General features: G+C 24.8%; 19 protein-coding genes and 1 pseudogene. 9 read left to right on the top strand and 11 right to left on the bottom strand.

Annotated features, from left to right (window positions below):
• The first annotated feature begins 610 nt into the window (after window positions 1–610).
• Both NBW53_RS03275 and NBW53_RS03270 read left to right on the top strand, forming a co-directional pair.
• Window positions 611–1,939 (top strand): APC family permease, encoded by a 1,329-nt coding sequence (locus NBW53_RS03275; protein ID WP_250278657.1) that lies wholly within the window; start codon window positions 611–613, stop codon window positions 1,937–1,939.
• Window positions 1,940–2,102: 163 nt separating this feature from the next.
• Window positions 2,103–2,309: an alpha/beta-type small acid-soluble spore protein gene (locus NBW53_RS03270; protein WP_250278656.1), complete on the top strand. Its 207-nt coding sequence runs from the start codon at window positions 2,103–2,105 to the stop codon at window positions 2,307–2,309.
• A 206-nt stretch (window positions 2,310–2,515) separates the two neighbouring features.
• On the opposite strand, the gene NBW53_RS03265 is transcribed toward NBW53_RS03270, so the two are convergent.
• The gene (locus NBW53_RS03265) at window positions 2,516–3,043 is read right to left on the bottom strand and encodes an HD domain-containing protein (protein WP_250278655.1); all 528 of its coding nucleotides are present in this window, start codon (window positions 3,041–3,043) and stop codon (window positions 2,516–2,518) included.
• Between the two features lie 163 nt (window positions 3,044–3,206).
• Here NBW53_RS03265 and NBW53_RS03260 point away from each other — a divergent pair, with 163 nt between their 5' ends.
• Complete coding sequence (locus tag NBW53_RS03260; RefSeq protein ID WP_250278654.1) at window positions 3,207–4,505, top strand: peptidoglycan-binding domain-containing protein; 1,299 nt, start codon at window positions 3,207–3,209, stop codon at window positions 4,503–4,505.
• Window positions 4,506–4,584: 79 nt separating this feature from the next.
• On the opposite strand, the gene hemL is transcribed toward NBW53_RS03260, so the two are convergent.
• The 8 genes and pseudogenes from hemL to NBW53_RS10160 form a co-directional block, all read right to left on the bottom strand.
• Window positions 4,585–5,853: a glutamate-1-semialdehyde 2,1-aminomutase gene (gene hemL, locus NBW53_RS03255; RefSeq protein ID WP_250278653.1), complete on the bottom strand. Its 1,269-nt coding sequence runs from the start codon at window positions 5,851–5,853 to the stop codon at window positions 4,585–4,587.
• Between the two features lies 1 nt (window position 5,854).
• Window positions 5,855–6,829: a porphobilinogen synthase gene (gene hemB, locus NBW53_RS03250; protein WP_250278661.1), complete on the bottom strand. Its 975-nt coding sequence runs from the start codon at window positions 6,827–6,829 to the stop codon at window positions 5,855–5,857.
• Window positions 6,830–6,831: 2 nt separating this feature from the next.
• Complete coding sequence (cobA, locus tag NBW53_RS03245; RefSeq protein ID WP_250278651.1) at window positions 6,832–8,325, bottom strand: uroporphyrinogen-III C-methyltransferase; 1,494 nt, start codon at window positions 8,323–8,325, stop codon at window positions 6,832–6,834.
• Entirely contained in the window at window positions 8,322–9,194 is an 873-nt protein-coding gene (gene hemC / locus NBW53_RS03240; RefSeq protein WP_250278660.1) for a hydroxymethylbilane synthase, read from the bottom strand. The genes cobA and hemC overlap by 4 nt, the downstream gene beginning before the upstream one ends.
• A 15-nt stretch (window positions 9,195–9,209) precedes the next feature.
• Window positions 9,210–9,665, bottom strand: coding sequence for a precorrin-2 dehydrogenase/sirohydrochlorin ferrochelatase family protein (locus NBW53_RS03235; RefSeq protein ID WP_250278650.1), 456 nt, complete (start codon window positions 9,663–9,665; stop codon window positions 9,210–9,212).
• On the bottom strand, window positions 9,665–10,879 hold the full coding sequence (hemA, locus tag NBW53_RS03230) for a glutamyl-tRNA reductase (RefSeq protein WP_250278649.1): 1,215 nt from the start codon (window positions 10,877–10,879) through the stop codon (window positions 9,665–9,667). Before hemA ends, NBW53_RS03235 begins: the two co-directional genes overlap by 1 nt.
• Window positions 10,880–10,890: 11 nt before the next feature.
• Window positions 10,891–12,378, bottom strand: a complete 1,488-nt coding sequence (locus NBW53_RS10165) for a PD-(D/E)XK nuclease family protein (RefSeq protein ID WP_408647048.1) — start codon at window positions 12,376–12,378, stop codon at window positions 10,891–10,893.
• 1,104 nt (window positions 12,379–13,482) lie between these two features.
• A pseudogene (locus NBW53_RS10160) lies at window positions 13,483–14,308 on the bottom strand (PD-(D/E)XK nuclease family protein); the annotation flags it as partial.
• Between the two features lie 104 nt (window positions 14,309–14,412).
• Between NBW53_RS10160 and NBW53_RS03215 the strand changes: the two are divergent.
• Window positions 14,413–14,817 (top strand): FMN-binding protein, encoded by a 405-nt coding sequence (locus NBW53_RS03215; RefSeq protein ID WP_250278647.1) that lies wholly within the window; start codon window positions 14,413–14,415, stop codon window positions 14,815–14,817.
• 111 nt (window positions 14,818–14,928) lie between these two features.
• Here NBW53_RS03215 and rsgA read toward each other — a convergent pair whose 3' ends face one another.
• Window positions 14,929–15,969: a ribosome small subunit-dependent GTPase A gene (rsgA, locus tag NBW53_RS03210; protein ID WP_250278646.1), complete on the bottom strand. Its 1,041-nt coding sequence runs from the start codon at window positions 15,967–15,969 to the stop codon at window positions 14,929–14,931.
• 176 nt (window positions 15,970–16,145) lie between these two features.
• Between rsgA and NBW53_RS03205 the strand changes: the two genes are divergently transcribed.
• Complete coding sequence (locus NBW53_RS03205; RefSeq protein ID WP_250278645.1) at window positions 16,146–17,096, top strand: type I phosphomannose isomerase catalytic subunit; 951 nt, start codon at window positions 16,146–16,148, stop codon at window positions 17,094–17,096.
• 61 nt (window positions 17,097–17,157) lie between these two features.
• Here NBW53_RS03205 and NBW53_RS03200 read toward each other — a convergent pair whose 3' ends face one another.
• The gene (locus NBW53_RS03200; RefSeq protein WP_250278644.1) at window positions 17,158–18,414 is read right to left on the bottom strand and encodes an HlyC/CorC family transporter; all 1,257 of its coding nucleotides are present in this window, start codon (window positions 18,412–18,414) and stop codon (window positions 17,158–17,160) included.
• Between the two features lie 391 nt (window positions 18,415–18,805).
• On the opposite strand from NBW53_RS03200, the gene NBW53_RS03195 reads away from it, so the two are divergent.
• Genes NBW53_RS03195 through NBW53_RS03180 form a run of 4 tightly spaced genes read left to right on the top strand, consistent with a single transcriptional unit; the run spans window position 18,806 to window position 23,505 of the window.
• A complete protein-coding gene (locus tag NBW53_RS03195; protein WP_250278643.1) occupies window positions 18,806–19,681 on the top strand; it encodes a DegV family protein in 876 nt (291 codons plus the stop codon).
• A gap of 11 nt (window positions 19,682–19,692) precedes the next feature.
• A complete protein-coding gene (locus NBW53_RS03190; protein ID WP_250278642.1) occupies window positions 19,693–20,184 on the top strand; it encodes an Lrp/AsnC family transcriptional regulator in 492 nt (163 codons plus the stop codon).
• Window positions 20,181–21,341: an aminotransferase class I/II-fold pyridoxal phosphate-dependent enzyme gene (locus tag NBW53_RS03185; protein ID WP_250278641.1), complete on the top strand. Its 1,161-nt coding sequence runs from the start codon at window positions 20,181–20,183 to the stop codon at window positions 21,339–21,341. The genes NBW53_RS03190 and NBW53_RS03185 overlap by 4 nt, the downstream gene beginning before the upstream one ends.
• A 34-nt stretch (window positions 21,342–21,375) precedes the next feature.
• Complete coding sequence (locus NBW53_RS03180; RefSeq protein ID WP_250278640.1) at window positions 21,376–23,505, top strand: DNA topoisomerase III; 2,130 nt, start codon at window positions 21,376–21,378, stop codon at window positions 23,503–23,505.
• Window positions 23,506–23,514 lie beyond the last annotated feature (9 nt).

Genomic DNA, 23,514 nt, shown 5'->3' with positions numbered 1-23,514 from the left:
TAATAAACACTATTTGTAAATAATTAATTATTGGCAATAATGTTATATTTTAAATTAATTTATAATTATATACATATTTAAAAAATAAATCCAAGTTATAAAAAATATAAAAATCATACTAAAAATAAACTATTTTAAACTAATTTTTTTCATTTTTATACAAAGTATAAAAATTCTAATCACAAAATGGGGGTTTGACTTAGATTATATAAAAACATACATTTATAGTGGATTTAGCGCCTTTATAAAGAAATCAACCTTTTTTCGTACAGTATCTAAAAAAATAATCTTGTTATTTTTTGAAAGAGTGTATACTTTATGTATAACATAAATTTATATTTATAACTATTTAATTTATATTTTTTAAATACTATACTATATACAAAATAATACAAATAATATCAAAATTATTGTAAAATTTAACATTATATAAAACATACTTAAAATAATAAATATAAATAAAGATAAATAGTTTATAATAATTATACTAAAATATAGTATACATATAACAAAATTAATAAAATAAGTTTTAATAAAAAATGCTTGACTTAAATTTATACACAATATATAATTATGAAATATTAAATTTTCAGCGGAGAGGAGAAAAAATATGGAAGATAACAAAAAATATGGACTTTTTACCGCAATAACAATGATAATGGGTATAGTTATAGGCTCTGGAATATTTTTTAAAGCAGATGATGTTTTAACTTATACTAATGGAAATGTACTTTTAGGTATATTTATATTTTGTATAGCTGCAATATCTATAATATTTGGTAGTCTTTCTATATCTCAATTAGCAACTAGAACAGATAATCCAGGCGGTATTATATCTTATGCTGAAGAGTTTATAAATAAAGAAACTGCATCTGCATTTGGTTGGTTTCAAACATTTTTATATTTACCATCTTTAATAGCTGTTGTATGTTGGGTTGCTGGTATATATATATGTCAATTATTTAATATAAAAGATAGTTTTTTAAATCCTTATACTATTGGTATTATAATTATGGTTTTAATTTACCTTATGAATACTTTATCCGCTAAAATTGGTGGTTATTTTCAAAATATATCTATGATTATAAAATTAATCCCTTTAATTTTATTTGCTATATTAGGTATGATAAAGGGTGAACCTCAAAATGTCTTAAGCTCTGATTTTGAAAGTATAAAAACTGCCGGTGTAAGTTTAGGTATATTATCTGCTTTTGGACCTATTGCATTTGCATTTGATGGTTGGATAGTTTCTACATCTATATCTCACGAAATAAGAAATAGTAAAAGAAATTTACCAATAGCACTTATAATATCTCCTATATTAGTATTATTAATATATATATTATATTTTGTAGGTATTAGTGTTTTTGTAGGAACTGAAAATGTTCTTATATTAGGAAATGATAGTGTTAATAAAATGGCTAGTATATTGTTTGGTGAAACAGGTTCTAAAATAATTGTAATTTTTGTAATTATTTCTGTTTTAGGTACTATAAATGGTCTTACATTAGGGCTAATAAGAATGCCTTATTCTTTAGCTATTAGAAATATGGTACCTTTTAGCAAACCTTTATCAAAACAAAATGAAAAACTTCATAATATGCCTTTAAATTCTGCTATTTTTTCATTTATTATTAGCTTAATTTGGTATGCTATACACTATATAACTCAAATTAATAATATGCCTGGAGATGTATCTGAAATAATCGTTTGTATTAGCTATATAAATTATTCTATATTATATTGTGTTATTATAAAGTTAGCTATAAAAGGTGAAATTAAAAATAAATTTATGGGTTATTTTGTTCCTATAATGGCTATTATAGGCTCATTAATAATTTTAACAGGTGGCTTTAACAATCCTTTATTTATTTATTATCTTATTCTTTGCCTAGTAACTATGCTTATAGGTTATTTTTATTTAAAAAAATCTAAATAATTTTATTAAATAAATTTACATTTATTACCTAGAATTAGTTTTTATTATTTGAACATAATAATATTACAAAGCTAATAATTAATATAGCAAAAAGAAAAAGTTATATAAATTAATAGCTTTGTAGACAGTATAGTAAAATGACAAAATTATGAGGTGATTTATTATGGCAAGTAATAAAAAAGCAATTCCAGAAGCAAGAGCAGCCCTTGATGCATTTAAATACGAGGTTGCAAATGAAATAGGAGTGCCTTTAAAAAAAGGCTATAATGGAGATTTAACTTCATATCAAAACGGTTCTGTTGGTGGCTATATGGTTAAAAAAATGATTGAAGCTCAAGAAAGACATATGGCAGGACAAAAAAATAGCTAATAGCTAAAGTTAAAAAGAGTATTGCTTATTTCAATAAGTGGTACTCTTTTTTATGTTCTTATAAATATTTATATTATCTAATCTCATTTTATATAATCTATTAATAAAATTATACAAACATACGATATATAAAATTTTTTATTAAATACAAAAGAGCTAAACTTTATAAATTATAAAATTTAGCTCTAAAATAATATTATAAAATTTTACTTAGATACAGCCTTTTTAGAAAACATTTTAACTTTTAAGATAGATTTACATAGTTGTACAGATACTTCCACAACAGCACAATATTTATCAACCCAACTTAAAATATAACTTTCTTTATATTTAGGAAAAGCTTCCGATAAAGGCCACATATGATTTTTTATTGCATCTTTTTCAATTTCATTAAGCTCTACTAACATTTCTGCATTTTTTAAAGCTTCTTTTGGATGATGAAAAGCGTGATGTTGTTCTGTTTCTACTTGACGCCAATCATATAAATATAAATCGTGTAAAATACCTGCTCTAGCAACTGATTTATAATCTAGTCCTCTTTTTTTAGCCCATAAAAAACTATAATAAGCAACATTTAAGCTATGTTGTAACCTACTAGTGTTACAATGTTGTACAAAATTATCTAATTGTTTTATTTCATCTAAGTGTATTATATCTTTAACACATTCCATAAATTCTTGTGCTAATTCATCTTCATTATTAGTTAATCTTCTTTTAGACCAGATAGCTTTCATTAAAAAATACCCACTTCCTTTTTAAAAAATATATTACCTACTTATATACTAGATATTATAACATATTTAATTTAAAAATAGCAATATATTTTTATAGTAATTTATACCAAATTTTTATCATATTATATAATAGAATTTGTTTTACTTTTAAGGAGGTTTATTTTTGAAAAATATAAACATTACACAAACTTTAAAAGCCAAAAATATAGATAAAAATATTAAAACATTAGAAAATGATAATACAAATATTGGATATTTAAAATTTGGAGTTTTTGACATAACAATAGCAAAACCATTAGAGGGGGTACAAATTGTTATAAGCAATGATAAAGAAAATTTAATGACTGTTTTTACAGATGAATCTGGTCAAACCCCTACTATCTCTTTAGAAACTCCACCAATAGAATATTCCTTAGAACCAGATAGCCCAACTCCATATAGTATATATAATGCTTTAATATCGGCAGATGGGTATGAAACAGAAAAAATTGAAGGTATACAAATATATTCAAATAACGAATCTATACAAAATATATATATGAAACCTTTAAATTTAGCTAATAAACCTGTAGAAACAATTATTATACCACCACCTACTATTTATGGTGACTATCCTTCAAAAATACCTGAAGCAGAAGAGAAAGATTTACCAAAAGAATCTGGCTTTGTTGTTTTAGATAAAGTTGTTATACCAGAATTTGTAGTAGTACACGATGGTGATCCAAATGATAATACTGCCCCTAACTATTGGGTACCTTATAAAGATTATATTAAAAATGTTGCATCAAGTGAAATTTTTTCAACTTGGCCAGATGCTGCTATAAGGGCAAATATTTTAGCTATAAATTCTTTTACATTAAATAGAGTATATACAGAATGGTATAGGTCTAGAGGTAAAAATTTTACAATAACAAACTCTACAAGGTTTGACCAATTTTTTGTATATGGAAGAAATATTTTTGAAGAAATAAGTATAATTGTAGATGAAATGTTTACAACATATGTAAAAAGGCCAAACCAAAGGCAACCACTTTTAACTCAATATTGTGATGGTAAGCGTGTTAGTTGTCCTAATTGGCTTAGTCAATGGGGGTCTAAATATCTCGCTGAGGAAGGTTATAGCACAATACAGATATTAAGATATTATTATGGTAATGATATATTCTTAGATAATGCAGAAAAAGTTAGTGGTGTTCCTTCTTCTTATCCAGGATATCCTTTAGAGCTTGGATATAGTGGTGAAGATGTTAGAACTATACAAAATCAATTAAACTCTATATCAAATAACTACCCTGCTATTAATAAACTTAGAGCAGATGGTATTTTTGGAGACCAAACAAGAACGGCCGTTTTAACTTTCCAACAAATATTTAATATGCCTCAATCTGGTATAGTAGATTTTTCTACTTGGTATGAAATATCAAAAGTTTTTGTAGCTGTAGAACGAATAGCCGAGTTATAAAATAAATTTTAGCCTTTTATTAAATAAAACAATTTAATAAAAGGCTAAAATTGAAGACAAAATATTTTAGAGTAATTTTTTATATGTTTTTAATACTATCTTCTATAATATTTAATGTCTTATCTATAATATTTTTATTATGCTCATTACATATAAACATAGCTTCAAACTGAGATGGTGCTATATATACACCTCTATCAATCATTTGTTTAAAATATTTTGCATATTTTTTTGTGTCTGATTTTTTAGCCGATTCATAATCAAATACTCTTTCTTTTGTAAAAAATATATTGCCCAAAGACCCTACATAATTTACGATACAATCCATGTTATTTCTATCTATAATGCTTTTAATATTTTCAAATAAATATTTACTCATACTATTTATATTTTCATAAATATTTTTATTTTCTTTTAATATTTTAAGTTGAGTTAAACCAGCCGTCATAGCTATAGGATTACCACTTAGTGTTCCTGCTTGATAAACTGGCCCGCTAGGAGCTATCATATCCATTATTTCTTTTTTACCACCATAAGCTCCAACAGGCATACCCGCTCCTATTATTTTTCCATATGTTACTAAATCTGGTATTATATTAAAATATTCTGTTGCTCCACCAAAACCAAGCCTAAATCCTGTTATAACTTCATCAAATATTAAAACACTTTTATATGTATCGCATAATTCTCTTACACCTTTTAAAAACTTATCATTAGGCAAAACAACACCCATATTAGCCGATATTGGCTCTAATATAACACAAGCTATATTATTATGTTGTTTTTTAAACACTTCTTCTAAAATATCTAAATTATTATAAGGTATACTTATTGTATCTATTGCACAGTTTTTTGTAACACCACTACTATCTGGCGTTCCTTCTGTCATAAGCCCAGACCCTGCTTGTATTAACATAGAATCACTATGTCCATGATAACAACCATCAAATTTTATTACTTTTTCTTTTCCAGTGTATCCTCTAGCGAGCCTTATAGCACTCATAACGGCTTCTGTTCCCGAATTAACCATTCTAATTTTTTCTATATGCTTAATATTTTCACAGATAAATTGTGCTATTTCTACTTCTAGTTTTGTAGCCGCTCCATAACTAAGACCCTTTTCACAAGCTTTTATAACATTTTTTCTTATTTCATCATTGTTATGTCCTAATATTAACGGCCCCCACGAACAAACATAATCTATATATTCTTTTTCATTTATATCATATAAATAAGCCTTATCTGCCCTATCTATAAAAATTGGCTCTAATCCTACAGATTTAAAAGCTCTAACAGGGCTATTTACACCTCCTGGTATATATTTATTTGCTATATCAAAAATATTCATACTATATCCTTCCTTCATCTATAAATTTTGAAAGCTCTTTAGCAAAATATGTTATTAAAATATCTGTACCGGCTCTATACATACTAGTTGTTGTTTCTATAATTAGCTTTTCTTCATCTATTATACCTTTTTCACCTGCCATTTTTATCATAGAATATTCCCCACTAACACTATAAGCACAAACTGGCAAATTAATATTATTTTTTATATCTCTTATAATATCTAAATAACTAAGGGCTGGTTTAACCATTATTATATCTGCGCCCTCTTCTATATCATAAAAAGCTTCTTTTAATGCTTCTTTTCTATTTCTATAATCCATTTGATATGTTTTTCTATCTCCAAAACTTGGAGCAGAATCTGCCGCTTCTCTAAAAGGACCATAAAAAGCAGATGCATATTTTACTGCATAACTTATAATAGGTGTATTTATAAAGCCTTTTTCATCTAAAGCTCTTCTTATTTCTTTTATTCTTCCATCCATCATATCAGAAGGTGCAACTATATCTGCACCAGCCTCAACATGACTTGTAGCTATTTTACCTAATATTTTTATAGTTTCATCATTATCTACAATGTTATTTTTATCTAATATACCGCAATGTCCGTGTGTTGTATATTCACACATACATACATCTGTTATACACGTCATATCTTTAAAATTTTTCTTTATTTCTTTTAAAGATTTTTGTATAATTCCATTATCTTTATATGCTTCTGTTCCTAAAAAATCTTTTTTTTCTGGTATGCCAAATAATATAATATTTTTTATACCTAATTTTAAAAGATTTTCTATTTCAAAATTTATCTTATCTACACTATACCTATATTGGTTGGGCATAGATTTTATTTCTTCTTTTATATTATTCCCTTCTTGAACAAATATAGGATATATTAAAGAAGATTTGTTTATTTTAGTTTCACATACCATATCTCTTATGTTTTCTGTTAATCTAAGCCTTCTAGCTCTATTCATTTTTAAATCTCCTTTTTAGCTAATTCTATTACTTTTTCTAATAAGCTATCAAGCGTTGGTTGGTTAGACACATATGTTTTAAAGTTATACTTTTTAGCCTCTTCTTCCGTCTGTTTACCTATACATATTGCTTTAATTTTTGTATAATCTAAGTTAAAATCTGCAACAGAATTAACAAATCCTATTACTGTTGATGCACTAGTAAATGTTACTATATCATCATAATTAAATTCAAAGTTAACAAATTTGGCTTTTTCATATTTAGTTTCATATATTCCTAAATCTTTTACTATTATATTTTTGCTATTTAATACATTTAAAATATCTACATTACCTTCTTTTGCTCTAGCTATAAGTATTTTATCGTTATCATTTACATATTTTAATAATTCATATCCTAAGTCTTTTCCAGAATAATTTTGAGGCATAATATCAATAAATAAGCCTTTTTCTTCTACTGCTTTTTTTGTAGCCTTACCTACAACTGCTATTTTTTTATTAAACAAACACCTTATATCTTTTTTATATAATTTCATATTATAAAAAAATTGCTCCACACCTTTAGGACTTGTAAAAACTATATAATTATAATCTAGGCTATTAAAAGTTTCTTCTATATCTTTATTTTGTATAGGTACTGTTTTTATAGTAGGCAAATCTATAACTTCTGCTCCATTATTTCTAAGCATATCACAAAATGTAAAATTTATATCTTTAGGCCTTGTAACTAAAACTCTTGTTTTTGATAATGGTAATCTATTTTTCCAATCAAATTTTTCAGATAGACTACAAACTTTTCCTACTATTATTATAGCTGGTGTTTTGGCTTTTTCTTTTATAGATTTTTCATAAATCGTACTAAGAGTTGCTTTTATATTTCTTTGGTTTGCAGTAGTTCCTTTTTCTAAAATACATACTGGCATATTTTTATCCATACCAGCATCTATAAGTCCATCACATATTATTTTTAGAGATGATACCCCCATTAAAAAAACAAGTGTTCCATTTAATTTTACAAGAGATTTAAAATCTATATTAGAGCTATTGTCTTTTGTATGTCCTGTTATGATATGTAGTGAACTTACAAAATCTCTATGGGTAACGGGTATTCCATTATAAGCTGGCACGGATATTGCAGAAGTTATTCCATTTACTACTTCAAAGTCTATATCATTTTCTACCAAAAGCTCTAGCTCTTCTCCTCCTCTGCCAAATAAAAATGGGTCTCCACCTTTTAATCTTACAACCTGTTTTCCTTCCAAAGCATATTTTAATAATAACTTATTTATTTCTTCTTGTGGCATAGTGTGATTATTAGAGCATTTTCCTACATCTATAGTTAACGCATTATCATTAGCAAGGCTTATTATACTATGAGATACTAACCTATCATAAAGTATAACATCTGCTTTTTCTATAATTTTTTTGCCTTTTATTGTTAACAATTCAAAATCTGAAGGACCAGCTCCTACAAGCCAAACTTTTCCTTTTTTCATTTTATTATCTCCTTAAATTTTCGAGCTAAATTTATACCTATCTTTTCATATTCTTCTACATTCCCTGTTATTTCTTCTTTTATGTAGTTATTTTCATCTGCATAAAACCCTTTTAATATAATTTTATCATTTTCTATATTTGCAAAAGCAGATATAGGTAAGCTACAACCACCGTTTAACTCTCTAACAAAAGCACGTTCACATTTTGCCTCATATTCTGTATTTTTATCATTTAAAACTTTTAAATATGAATAATCTTGTCCTTTTTTACCTTGTATAGCTATTATACCTTGACAACAAGCAGGTAATATTTCATCAACATTAAATATTTTACATATTCTATCTTCAAGCCCTAACCTTTTTATACCTGCATAAGCTAAAATAAGTGCCGAATATTCACCATTGTCTAATTTTTCAAGCCTTGTTAAAATATTTCCACGCACTGGCTTAAAGCTATATCCTTTATATATTTTTTCTAACTGGAAAATACGTCTTTTACTACTTGTGCCTATTGGCTTTTTAATATCTAGGGTATCAACACCTTTAGGTAATATTAAAACATCTGTTGGTTTTTCTCTTTTTAAATATGCTACAATAGGTAAATTTTCATCTATATCCATAGGCATATCTTTTAAACTATGTACAGAAATATCTGTTTTATATGAAATTAAAGCCCTGTCTAATTCTTTTATAAATAAGCCTTTTCCTCCTATTTTATCTAAAGTTTTATCTAAAATAATGTCCCCTGTTGTTTTCATAGTTATAAGCTCTATATCTATATTTTCATATTTTTCTTTTAACTGTCGTATAACTATGTTAGATTGTTCTACGGCTAGCTTGCTTTCTCTACTTCCTATTCTTACTTTCAAACTAATTACTCCTTTTTAAGTTAAAAAACTTTTTATCCTACTTACTATATTTTTTACTAAACTATGATTTTTACCATTTCCACAAATCCCAATAGTATAGTCTTCTTTATATATAACCCCTGGAAAGAAAAAATCACATTTATCTTTATCGCTAGCTACATTTACTATTATATTATTTTCTTTACAGTCTAAATATATTTTATTATTTACACTTTTATCATTTGTAATAGCTAAAACTATAAAAGAATTTTCTATATATTTTATATCATAACTATCTTTTATAATAATTAAATTTTCATAATCTATTTTATAAAATTCTTCTAATATATTTGGTGCTACAATAGTTATTTTACAACCTGAATTTATTAATGACATAACACGTCTTAAAGCTATTTTGCCTGCCCCAAATATAACTATATTTTTATTTTGTAAATTAACAAAAAGTGGGAAGTATGAAAAATTGTTATCCATTATATATCCTCGTTTAAATAGTTTTTTTCTAATATATTTATAATGTTTTTAAAATCTTTTGTATCCATATTGTCTCTTAAGCAAAATATTAATTTCTCTACCGATTTTTTTGATGCTTTTTCAACAATATTTTTAGTGTTATCATCTACTAATTTATTAATACGAAAAATTGTATCATCTGATACTTTTTGACTTATATCAAAAACAATATTTATCAAATCTTTATTAAAATACCATTTATAAAAATTTTCTATATATTCATTTAAAATAACTTTTGCTTTTTGTACATTTTTATCAATATCTTGTATTTCACTTTCTTCTATTTCAAAATCATCTATATTAAATCCAATAGTACCTTTAATATTAAATATTCTTTCATCAATATCTCTAGGTACAGCTAAGTCTATAAATACTACTTTTTCTTTTAATTTTACTTTAGATACTTCTTCATATGGCAACATATATCGATTAGTAGAAGTTGTTGATACAACTATATCAAAATTTGGCAAAGCCTCAACTCTGTCCAAAAAATTTATTATTTCTACACCAACAGGAATAATTACATCTCCCTTATGATGTTGCCTAAGAGTCATTGTAACGTTAGCTCCATTTTTTATAAATGTTTCACTAGCTAGCCTTCCCATTTCTCCATTACCTATTACTAAGCAATTTTTATTTTTTATATCTATATTAATATTTTCTAATCTTTTTATAGCACTGTCTATAATTGAAAATGAACCTTTTCTAAATTTTACTTGTGTTTTAATTTTTTTACTAGCCGTTATAGCATTTCTAAATAAAATATTTAAAGTAGTATCTAAAAAATTAATATCTCGTGATAGTTCTACAGCATTTTTTACTTGGGTAATAATTTGTTCTTCCCCTAGTATTTTAGATTTAAGCCCTGATGTAACCATAAAAAGATGCTCTACTGCCTCTTTATCTTCTCTATAAACAAAATATTTTTTATACTCATATATGTCTATATTCTTAAATTTGCATAAAATATCGTCTATATTATTTTTTAAAGTATTTTTGTAGCTTATCCATATTTCTGTCCTATTACAAGTAGATATTAAAACACCACCTAAAATATTATTATCTTTTTTTAATATTTCCAAAAAATCAACTGCTCTTGTTTTACTAAAAGCTACTTTTTCTCTATATTCTAGTGGTGCTTTAGTATGGTCTATACCTATCATTTTTATATTCATATAAGTACCTCTTAATTTTGATTTTCTTCTATTTTTTCTTTTATCTTTTGCCACAACTCTTCGTCTTTAATAGATTTTAAATTATTATATTTTTCCTTTTTATTTAATATTTCAAAATTGCAAATTTCTTTATAATTACAATTTTCACAACCTGTATCTTTTTTATATTTATAAGGATATACCTTTATATTACCTGTTACTATATCATTACCAATTTCTTTAGTTACTATATTAGATAATAACAATAAATCTTTAAATTCTCCCATAGATATAGTCTCGCTAGATGATACATTTTTAATTTTTTTGCTATCTTCATTTTTATTAAATCCTTTTATAACATTTTCATCTTTAGCAACAATACCTTTTAAATCAAATTTGCTTTTAAACTTTTCTTCACTTTCATTATCTTCTAATAAATCTTCCTTAACTTGAAAATAAAAAGCACCTGCTGGTAATATGTCTTTATTTAGCATACTTTCTTCTATTTTTATAAATGTATCTAAATACATTAATATTTGTAATTGTAAACCATAATAAACTTTATCAACACTAAGCTTTTTATTTGAAGATTTATAATCTAATATTTTTATATACTCTTTATCTTCAATAAAAAGTTTATCAACACGGTCTATTTTACCTTTTAATATCATTTCATAATTATTTTTTAGCCCTATTTTTATACTATTATAAATATTACTATTTTTATTTATATTATCAAAATTTATTTCAAAATATTGTGGTATAAATAATCCTTCTTTTATTTGATTTATAATAGCATTAGCAGATATCCCTACTATTTTTTTTATTCTACTAAGATAATATTTATATTTAGCAGAAGCCTCAAACATACTTGTCAAATCTTCATCTTTACAAATATTATCTACAATAGTATCAATTAATAGATATACTTCTTGTTCTGTAACACTTTCAATATTAACATTATCTTTTAAAATTTTATTAGAAAATTCTTCTAATATAATATGGTATATATTACCAAGTTTTAAATAGTCTAAAATATTAGTATCTCTTTCTTTTATATTAAGTATATACTTTAAAAAATAAGAAAAAGGACACTTTTTAAACTCTTCTAATTTTGATACACTAGAAAAAATTGTATTATTTTCATAAACTTTATCTAAAAGTTCTTTATTTATATAATCATCTGTATTAGTTTCTATTTTTAATAAACCATCTTTTATATGTTCTATTTTTTCTAAAAAATTATTATCATTTAAAAACCACGTAAATATATCTTTTACATTATCATCTAAATTATTTGTATAATTAAAACTTTTAAAAACATTATCAAATATTACCTCTGGACAAGATATTAAATCAATATTATTATCTTCTATATCTTCTTTTAAATTTGGAAAAATACCTTTAATTTTTTCAATTATTATAGAAGGCTTTTTAGTAGCTCCTTCTAACGTACTAAGAGAATATGTTAAATATAGCTTATTTTTAGGCTTTAGAATTAAAGAATATATATTTAGCATATCTGTTGACATGCTAGATATAGTAGTAGCTCTCATTTCCACCCCTTTAGATAAAAGATATACTTTTTCATTATCGGATATAAAAGGAGATTCATCTTTATATTGGGGTATATTTCCTTCATTTATACCCATAGCTATTAAAATTTTATTATCTGTTATTTTTGTTCTATTAAAATCCCCTATCAAAACTTGGTCTTGAGTTGGTGGTATTATACTTATTGTTTGTTTTTCAAAGGCAGACTTTAATATTTTGCTATATTCATCTATTGTCATTTTTTCTTCGCCTAATATATCAACAAATTTTTGTAATATTTCACATATACCATTAAAAACTTGCATATGCTCATCTACAATACCTACATTTTTTATAATACCTTTACTAAATAATTCTTTATCTCTTTCCATTATAGCAATAATAGCTTCTTCTATATTTATATCAACCATAAAATCTAATATTGTTCTGCTTATTTGTAATGATGTATATTTTTTATTCTTTTTTAAATCTAATTTATGTAAGCTTTTTAAAATATTTTGTCTAATATTATTTATTCTATCATAGGTATAAATGCTATTTTCATAAAATCCGTATTTAAATTCTTTTTTCCATTTATCCCCTTTTATACCATATTTTATTACGTAATTTTCTATTATATCAATATCTTCTTTAGTTATATCGTAAGTTTCTAATATGTCTAATATACCTGTTCTTAAATATCTAAATATACTTTCATACTGAAAATTATATATAATAATATCTAATGCAGACATTATTAATTCTACCAAACAATGATTTATTATTTTCTTTTTATCATCTAAAAAGTAAGGTATTTTATACTTATTAAAAATCATTTTTATATTTTTTTGATAAGATAAATCACCCAAAACTACTGCTATATCTTTAAAGTTATATCCTTTACTTTTTACTAAATCTAAAATTATACTACATACCTTTTCTGTTTCTGTATATTTATTTTTACAACAACATATATTTATATTTTCCACATTATTTTCAAATTTTTTATTATTATATTTCAAAAAGTTTTCTTCTAAAAAATATAATTCTTCATTATCTTTGTGTCTTTTATTTTCGTTTAAATATATAGTTTTTTCAACTTTTACACCTAACTTATTTACTACTTTATCATTTATTCTATTTATAGTGCTTTTAATATAAAAATAATAATCAAAAGGATTTATATTGCTAAAATATGTTTCATTTGTGTTTAATGTAAAATAAATATTTATTTGTTCACACTTTTCAAACAATTTATATATAATATTTATTTCTTGGTTATTTAAAGATTCAAACCCATAAATAAAAACTTGAGTATCTTTTGTTATAAGATTAGATTTATCTATTTTTTCTGCTAAAATATCTAATATTCCTTCATCTGTTATATATTCATTTTTTATAAAATCTTTATATAGAGTGTATATTTCTTTTAAATCATTAAGTTTTAAAGCTAAATTTTCATTTGTTTCTATATCTATATTTTTTATTATATAATCTAAATTTTCTATATCAACACCAAATTCAAAAAATTCTTTTATAATATCGCCTATTTTTTCTAATAACCCTATGTTAGAATAAGATTTTTCAGAAAAATATTTAAGTTTTTCATCTTTACCTAATTTATATAATATTTTTCTTAAAACCATAGCTTGTCCTATATCTTCTAATGGCTTTTTATTTGATAATCCAAGCTCAGAAAAAACACGATAAGCAAGTCTTTTAAAATTTAAAACATATGTATTAAATAAAACTTTTGTTTTAGATTTATCTATAACTTTTTTCGGCTTGTAAAGTAAACTGTTCTGGAACAAGGAGTATAGATGGTAAATATTTTTCTTCTTGTCTTATTAATATTTCATTAATACAATGCTCTAGCTTTCCGCTACCAGCTTTGCCAAAAATATATTTAAGTTTCATATTTTCACCCTATTCATTTTTATATTAATTATTATTATTTTAACATATTTTTTCAATTATTGTAATAAAAATATAAATATATTATTTTTTAAGGAGGTATTTTTTTGAGTACAAAAATAGTTGTTGTAAAACTTAGAGATGTAATAAAAAAAGCTTTATTAACTATTGTAGGTATTATTATTTTAGGCGTTATTATCTATTTTTTCATTCCTAAAGATAATAGCACGGCATACAACCCTGGTACATATTCTTCTGAAATAATTCTACATAGTAATCCTGTGTCTGTTGAGGTTACTGTATCAAAAAATGAAATTTTAGATATTAATCTTGTTAATATGGGTGAAACACAGGAAGTTTTTTACCCTTTGTTTGAACGTTCTATTGATGATATATCTGCTCAAATAATAGAAAATCAAAGCACAGATATAGTAAGCTCTGTAGATACATCTATGACTACTAATATATTAGTTAAAGCAATTGACCAAGCATTAGAACAAGCTAAAAAATAAAAAAACTACTGCTAAAATATTTAGTCTACAGTCTGATAACATTTTACCCCCAATTATAATTAAATAATTGGGGGTAATTTAAATATTAAATTTTATATAAAAAATAAAAAATTATCTTTTATTTTTTATATGTCTTATAGCATTTTTATATTCGGATTTACTTCCAAACATTTTCTTAATCTTTTCTTTTTCTATTTCTTTAAAATTAAGGTTTATATATTTACTTTCTTCTTTTAATTTTAAATAATTATTATATCTTTTATAGCATAAAGTTCCATTTTCTAGTGCCTCTCTTATTGCACATTTAGGTTCATTAGTATGTGTACAATCAGAAAATTTACATAATTTTTCTAATTCAGATATATCTAAAAAAGTTTTATCAATATTTTCAGAATCTACAGACAATTCTCTCATACCTGGTGTATCTATAACAATACTTCCATTTTTTAATGTAAACATTTCTCTTCTTGTAGTAGTATGTCGCCCTTTATCATCATTTCTAATACCATTAGTTTCTAATTTAACTTCTCCTAATAAATTATTAATTAATGTAGATTTACCTACACCAGAAGACCCTACAAAGCACCCTGTAATACCACATTTTAAATAATTAAAAATATCTTTTATACATGATTTATCTAGATTAGATACTACTAGAATATCTATACCTATTGCAATATTTTCTACTTCAAATACTTTACTTTCTATATCATCACATAAGTCTGACTTTGTTAATATAACAACTGGCGTCGCTCCACTTTCATAACATACTGTAATATACCTTTCAAGCCTTCTTAAATTAAAATCATTATTTAAAGCCATACAGACAAATATATAATCTATATTAGATGCTAATATTTCATTTTGCCCGTTATTAATATCTTTCCTTTTAAATACTGTTTTTCTTTCAAATATTTTTTCGATTATAGCATTTCCTTTAGTGTCATTATCTCTATCTAATAAAACATAATCTCCAACTACTGGATAATCTTCTTTACTATAACTATTATAAATAAATTTTCCAGATACTTTTGCAAGTATTTCATTATCATTAACTATAACTTTATATATATCTCTATACTGAGCGGATATTCTTCCTAAAATTTCTTGTCCTTTTAGCTCTTTTTTAATTATTTCTAAATATGATTGCATTTATTTTCCTCCAAATTTGGACTTATAATATATAATATTTAAATATTATTGTAGCAAATAAATAAATTTATATCAATATTCTATAATTATTTCACTATATTATAAATTTTTATATTTACACCTTATTTTAACTAATTTATAATTAAAATATAAAATATTTATAGAGGTGATTATTAATGTTTAAATTACAACCAAGTTTTAAGGATTATCTTTGGGGTGGTACAAAGTTAAAAACAATGTATGACAAAAATTGTGATTTGGATAAAGTGGCAGAAAGCTGGGAGCTTTCTACACATAAAGATGGTCTTACAATAATTGGCAGTGGAGAATATAAAGGTCAAACTCTTCTTTCTTATATAGAAACATATAGAAAAAAAGTATTAGGTAATAAATGTCCTTTAGATAAAGATATACCTATTTTAATCAAATTTATTGATGCAAAAGATGCCTTGTCAATACAAGTACATCCTGATAATGATTATGCTTTAAAAAATGAAAATGACTTTGGTAAAACTGAAATGTGGTATATTATAGAAGCCGAGCCTGATGCTAAGCTAATTTATGGATTTAAAAATAATATTAGTAAAGAAGAATTTAAAAAGGCAATAGAAGAAAATACTTTAGAAAACTTAGTTAATGAAGTAAATGTAAAAGCTGGTGATGTTTTTTTCATTACTCCAGGCACAATGCACGCTATTGGTAAGGGAATAGTTATTGCAGAAATACAACAACGCTCTAATGTAACTTATAGAATATATGATTTTGGACGTATTGGAGCAGACGGCAAAGCTAGAGAGCTTCATATTGATAAAGCACTAGATGTAACTAAATTAGAAAGTGTTGAAAATCCAAAAAAACAATACACTTTAAATGAATTTGATGGCTATAAAAAAGGTAATCTTTCTACCTGTGAATATTTCAATGTAGATTTATTAGATATTAAAACACAAGTTAATTTAAACTGTGATGAAACCTCTTTCCATTGTATTACTATTTTAGATGGTAATTGTATTATATCTGGAAAAGATAGTTTAAACATAAAAAAAGGTGAATCTATTTTTATCCCTGCAAGCTATGGAAATTATACTATAGCTGGTAAATGTAAAGCTATATTATCTACTTTATAATAACATAAAAAAGGTATAAAAATATAATTTATTATATCTTTTATACCTTTTTATTTTTTGTTTAGTCCATATCTTTAACGTCTGTTAGTATCCTAAGTTTTTCTATTCTATTTTTTTCTATTTCTTCAATGATAAATTTAACATTACCACTTTTTATAGTATCACCTTTATCTGGAAACTTACCTAAAGTTTCTATGACAAAACCTCCTATAGAATCAAAATCTTCAGATTTAAAATCTGTACCAAGCATATCATTTACATCTTCTATTTTTGTAGCCCCTTCAACAATATACTCATCTTCTTTTATAATCTTTATTTCTTCATCGTGTTCATCATATTCATCTGCAAGGTCTCCTACTATTTCTTCAAGCATATCTTCTAATGTAACTATGCCTGAGGTTCCACCATATTCGTCTAAAATTATAGCCATTGCTATTCTATTTATACGCATCTCGGCAAAAAGTTCTTTTAAACATTTAGATTCATAAGTAAAAAATGGTTCTCTCATATAATCTTTTATGCTAAACTCTTTAGACTTGTCTATAAATAACAAATCTTTTAAAGATATAATCCCTACTATATTATCTATAGATTCTTCATAAACTGGCATTCTTGAACAAGTTTCTTCTTTAAATAATGTTGTAAGTTCTTCATATGTAGCCTCTACATTAATAGCTATAATATCTGTTCTAGGTACCATTACATCTTGAGCATCACTATTTGCAAAATAAACAACATTATTAATCATTTCTCTTTCGTCTATTTCCAAAACTCCCTCTTCGTGGCTAACATTAACCATTGTTAAAAGCTCCGATTCTGTAATAGTTGGTGTTTTATCTTCCTCTTTAACACCTAAAATTCTTAATAAAGCACCTGTAATAATATTTAACACAAATATTATTGGTGTAAACACTACCATACAACCTTTAATAATTTTTATAACTAAAAGAGAAATTTTTTCAGCATTTTTTGTTGCAAAAGTTTTTGGTGTAATCTCCCCAAATATAAGAATTATAATAGTAAGAAGCCCTGTTGCTATCCCAACACCTTTACTCCCCCATTTGTCTATTGCAAGAGATGTAGCAAGAGATGAAGCTCCAATATTAACTAAATTGTTTCCTATTAATATTGCACTTAAAAGCTTACCTGGTTCTTTTAAAACATTTTGTATAAGTTTAGCATTTTTTACATTTTCATCAACCATAGTTCTAAGTCTTATTTTACTAATAGATGTAAGTGCTGTTTCTGACATAGAAAAAAATGATGATAAAACTATTAAAATAATTAAGATTATAATTTGAAAACTGGCAGGATCCAAATAAAATCACACTCCTAAATTTTAGTATAATATTTTTAATAATTTATTATTAAAAAATTATTAACATTATATCATACAATTATTATAATTAAAAGCCTTAAATTAAACTATTTTTAAGATATTTAGCTATTTTTTATCTTTTTATACATACAAAAAATAATTAAATTTTTTAATATATTTTTTGTAAAATGTATATTTTTAAGGCTTTTTATTTATTTTATCCATTATTATTTATTATTTTATATTTTTTATATCTTAAATTTTTAAACATTTTCTTGTATTTTCTTGCGTTTTCTTTAATTATATTAACATAAATTTAATAAATATATATATTGACATTATTTATACATATACTTAAAATGTTATTATAATTATTTTTTAGGAGGTTTATATGTCAAATTTCATTATTTTATCAGATAGTTCTTGTGATTTACCAGAAACTCTAAAACAAGAGTATAATATAAACATAGTACCTTTTTATGTATCTTTTGATAAAGAAAATTATTTAAGAGAAAATATAGATATAAGTATAAATGACTTTTATGAAAAAGTTGTTTCTGAAAAAATAATACCAAAAACTTCTCTTCCTTCTATGGAAGATTATTGTTCACATTTTAAAAAATATTTAGATGATGGCCTTGATATTTTATGTTTTACATTATGTTCAGAGCTTAGCGGGTCTTATCAAAGTGCTGTTAATGCTGCAAATATAATGTTAGAAGACTACCCAGAAAGAAAAATACTAGTAATAGACTCTAAAAAAGCTACTGTAGCACAAGGTTTATTAGTAATAGAAGCTTCAAAAATGCAAAAAGCTGGATATTCTTTACAAGAAACTTATGAAAAAATGGAACAATTAAAACACGAAGGAATAATAATATTTACCATAGATAGCTTAGAACATTTACAAAAAGGCGGTAGAATAGGCAAAGCTTCTGCCCTTGCTGGTAATCTTCTTAACATAAAGCCTATTTTATTATTAAAAGATGGTGTTTTAGAACCTCATTCTAAAGTACGTGGAAGAAAAAAATCTCTTTCAGAAGTGCTTAAAATTTTTGATGAATATATGGATAATAATTTAGATAAATATCAAATAGCAATAGCTCATGCTCATTGTGAAGATGAAGCTATAGAACTAGAAAAATCATTAAATGAAAAATATAATATTAATTTAACTTACCCTATATTTGATATTGGTGTTACTATAGGAGCTCATACTGGTGCTACTGCTATTGGTGTTGGATTTATAAAAAAATATGATGCATAAGGGGAAATTTTATGGAAAAAGACATACTAGAAATATTAGAAAAAAATAGCCGAATTTCTTTTAAAGATATATCAAATATGCTAGGTACAACAGAAGAAAACATTGAAAAAACGGTAAAAAAATTAGAAAATAATAAAACAATATGTGGCTATACAACATTAATAAACTGGGACAAAACAGATAAAGAAGGCGATTATATTACCTCTTTAATAGAAGTTAAAGTAACTCCTCAAAGAGAACAAGGATTTGATAAAATTGCCAAAAGAATATATAGCTTTGACGAAGTTAAATCTCTTTATCTTATGTCTGGTACATTTGATTTATTAATAGTTGTAGAAGGTAAAAATATTAAAGATATATCCTCTTTTGTATCTAGTAAATTAGCTACATTAGACTGTATAATTAGTACATCTACTCATTTTGTATTAAAAAAATATAAAGACCACGGGGTTATAATAGATGAAAACACACCAAATGATGAAAGGATTATTGTAACACCTTGAGTTTAGTATCTAAACGTATACAAGATATACCTTATTCTGGTATTAGAAAATTTTTTGATATAGCAAGTGAAGTTGAAGGAGTTATTTCTCTTGGTGTGGGAGAACCCGATTTTAACACTCCTTGGACTTGTACAGAAAAAGCTATATATACTCTAGAACAAGGCAAAACTACGTATACATCTAATGCTGGTATGATAGAGCTTAGAGAAGAAATTTCTAAATACATGAAAAATACAATAAATGTTAATTATTGTCCTAAAACTCAAGTTTTGGTTACTGTTGGTGCTAGCGAAGGTATAGACCTTGCGCTTAGAGCTGTAATATGCCCAGAAGATGAAGTATTAGTGGTAGAACCTTCATTTGTTTCTTACAAACCTTGTATAACTATGTGTGGAGGTATACCTATTGTTATAAACACTAAATCAGAAAATAACTTTAAGTTAACACCTGAAGATATTTTATCAAAATTATCTAATAAAACAAAAGCTATCATTATGTCTTATCCTAACAATCCTACTGGTGCTATTATGGAAAAAGATGATTTAGAAAAAATAGCTAATATTTTAAAAGATAAAAATATTTTAGTTATTAGTGATGAAATATACTCAGAGCTTACTTATGAAAATAAAAAACATATTTCTATATCTCAATTTGAAGGTATGTATGAAAAAACAGTTGTATTAAATGGATTTTCAAAATCATTTGCTATGACTGGTTGGCGTCTTGGATTTGCCGTTGGTCCTAAAGATATTATATCTGCTATGACAAAAATACATCAATATGTTATAATGTGTGCTCCTACTATGAGCCAATATGCTGGATTAGAAGCTTTAACTTCTTGTATTGATAACGTAAATAAAATGCGTAAAGAATATAATATGAGAAGAAAGTTTATATTAAATGGATTTAGAGAAATGGGCTTAGATTGTTTTGAGGCTTTAGGTGCTTTTTATGTTTTTCCTTGTATAAAATCTACTGGTTTATCTTCTCAAGAATTTTGTGAACGTCTTGTTTATGAACAAAAGGTGGCAGTTGTTCCAGGCACGGCCTTTGGTGAATGTGGCGAAGGTTATATTAGATGCTCTTATGCCTATTCAATAGAAAAAATAAAAGAAGCTCTTTTTAGAATAAAAAATTTCTTAACAACCTTAAAATAATATTTATGTTACTTTAAATATAAGGAGAACTAATATGAAACATCTAATTATAGCCGAAAAACCTTCTGTTGCAAAAGATATTGCAAAAGTTTTAAAATGTAGTAAAAAAGGTGAAGGCTATTTTTATAACGATACTTATATTATATCTTGGGCTATTGGTCATCTTGTTACCCTTTGTGACCCAGAAGAATATGATAAAAGCTTAAAAAAATGGAGTGTAAACACTTTACCTATTATACCTACTAAAATAAAAATTAAAGCTATAAATAACACTAAAAAACAATTAAAAATTTTATCTAATCTTATAAATACAAATAGTGTAGAAAGCCTCATATGTGCAACGGATAGTGGGCGTGAAGGTGAACTTATTTTTAGATATATATATGAAATAACAAAATGTAAAAAGCCTTTTAAAAGATTATGGATATCTAGTATGACTGATGAAGCTATAAAAGAAGGCTTTGAAAATTTAAAAGATGGTAAAGAATATGACAATCTTTATTATTCTGCAAAGTGTAGGTCTGAGGCAGATTGGTTAGTTGGTATAAACGCATCTAGAGCTTTTACTTTAAAATTTAACACCCTACTATCTATTGGTCGTGTTCAGACCCCTACTTTAGCTATATTAGTAGAAAAACATAAAGAAATAGAAAATTTTAAAGTAACTGAATATTTTGAAATAGAGGCTAATTTTAAAACATTAGATGAAACTAATCAAAGTTACAAAGGTATTTGGATAGCTAAGAAAAATGAAACAAAAATATTTGAAAAAAATAAAGCAAATGATATTTTAAAAGATATAAAAGATAAAAAAGGTATTGTAAAAAATATAGAAACTGAAACTAAAAAACAACCACCACCTTTGTTATATGATTTAACAGAGCTACAAAGAGATTGTAACAAAAAGTTTTCTTATTCTGCTAAAAAAACTTTATCTATAGCTCAAGATTTGTATGAAAAAAGAAAATTAATTACATATCCTAGAACAGATAGTAGGTATTTATCTGAAGATATGAAAGCTAAAATTAAACCAATACTTAATAAATTAAATACTTTAAATACATATAAACCTTTTTTAGACTATGTTTTATCTCTTGAAAAACTACCTATAACAAAACGTATAATTGACAATAGCAAAATAACAGACCACCATGCTATTATACCTACATTAACTGTAAATATATCTTCTTTATCGAAAGATGAAAAAAATGTATACGACCTTATAGTAAGACGTTTTATTGCTGTTTTTTATCCTAATTATGTATATAATATAACAAAAATTATAACAGAAATAGAAGAACATTTATTTTTAACTAAAGGTACTACTATATTAGAAGAAGGCTTTACAAAACTTAATGTTGAAAAAGATAAAAAAGATAATGATATTTTACCTAATGTAAAAAAAGGTGTAAATGTTTTTAATGAAAATTCCAAAATATTAAATAAGAAAACTAAGCCACCTAGCCCATATAATGAAGCTACACTACTTTCGGCTATGGAAAATGCTGGACGATTTGTAGATGATGAAAACTTAAAAGAACAATTAAAAGAGTCTGGACTAGGAACCCCTGCTACAAGAGCCTCTATTATAGAACGCTTGTTACAAATGAATTATGTAAAAAGAAAAGGTAAATCTTTAATACCTACAAATAAAGGTATCAAACTAATTGAAATTGTTCCAAAAGAGCTAAAATCTCCAGAAACAACTGGTAAATGGGAAAAAGGGCTTTCTTCTATATCAAAAGGTACTATGCAACCTAAAACATTTATGGATAGTATAAATAGATATGTTCACTTTTTAGTAGACTATTCTAAAAAAGCACAAATAAATATTGTATTTGATAATGAAGATAACAATAAATTTAAACAATCTAATAAATATAAATCTTTAGAAAAATTTGGCGTATGCCCTCAATGTAATAATGATATTTTAGAAAATAGTAAAAGCTTTTATTGTTCTAACTGGAAAAATGGTTGTAAATTTAACATATGGAAAAATAGCTTAGAAAAATATAATATTTTTATACATAAAGAACTTGCTAAAAATATTATAAAAGATAAAAAAATTATAGATATAAAAATTATAGACCCAAAAGATAAAAAAGAAAAATTAGCCGATTTAATATTATTTGATACTGGAAATATAAATATAATAATTAAATAATACTTTTAT

Source organism: [Clostridium] colinum, from assembly GCF_940677205.1.
GTDB lineage: Bacteria > Bacillota > Clostridia > Lachnospirales > CAG-274 > Tyzzerella > Tyzzerella colina.
This window is presented reverse-complemented; position numbering and strand designations above follow the sequence as displayed.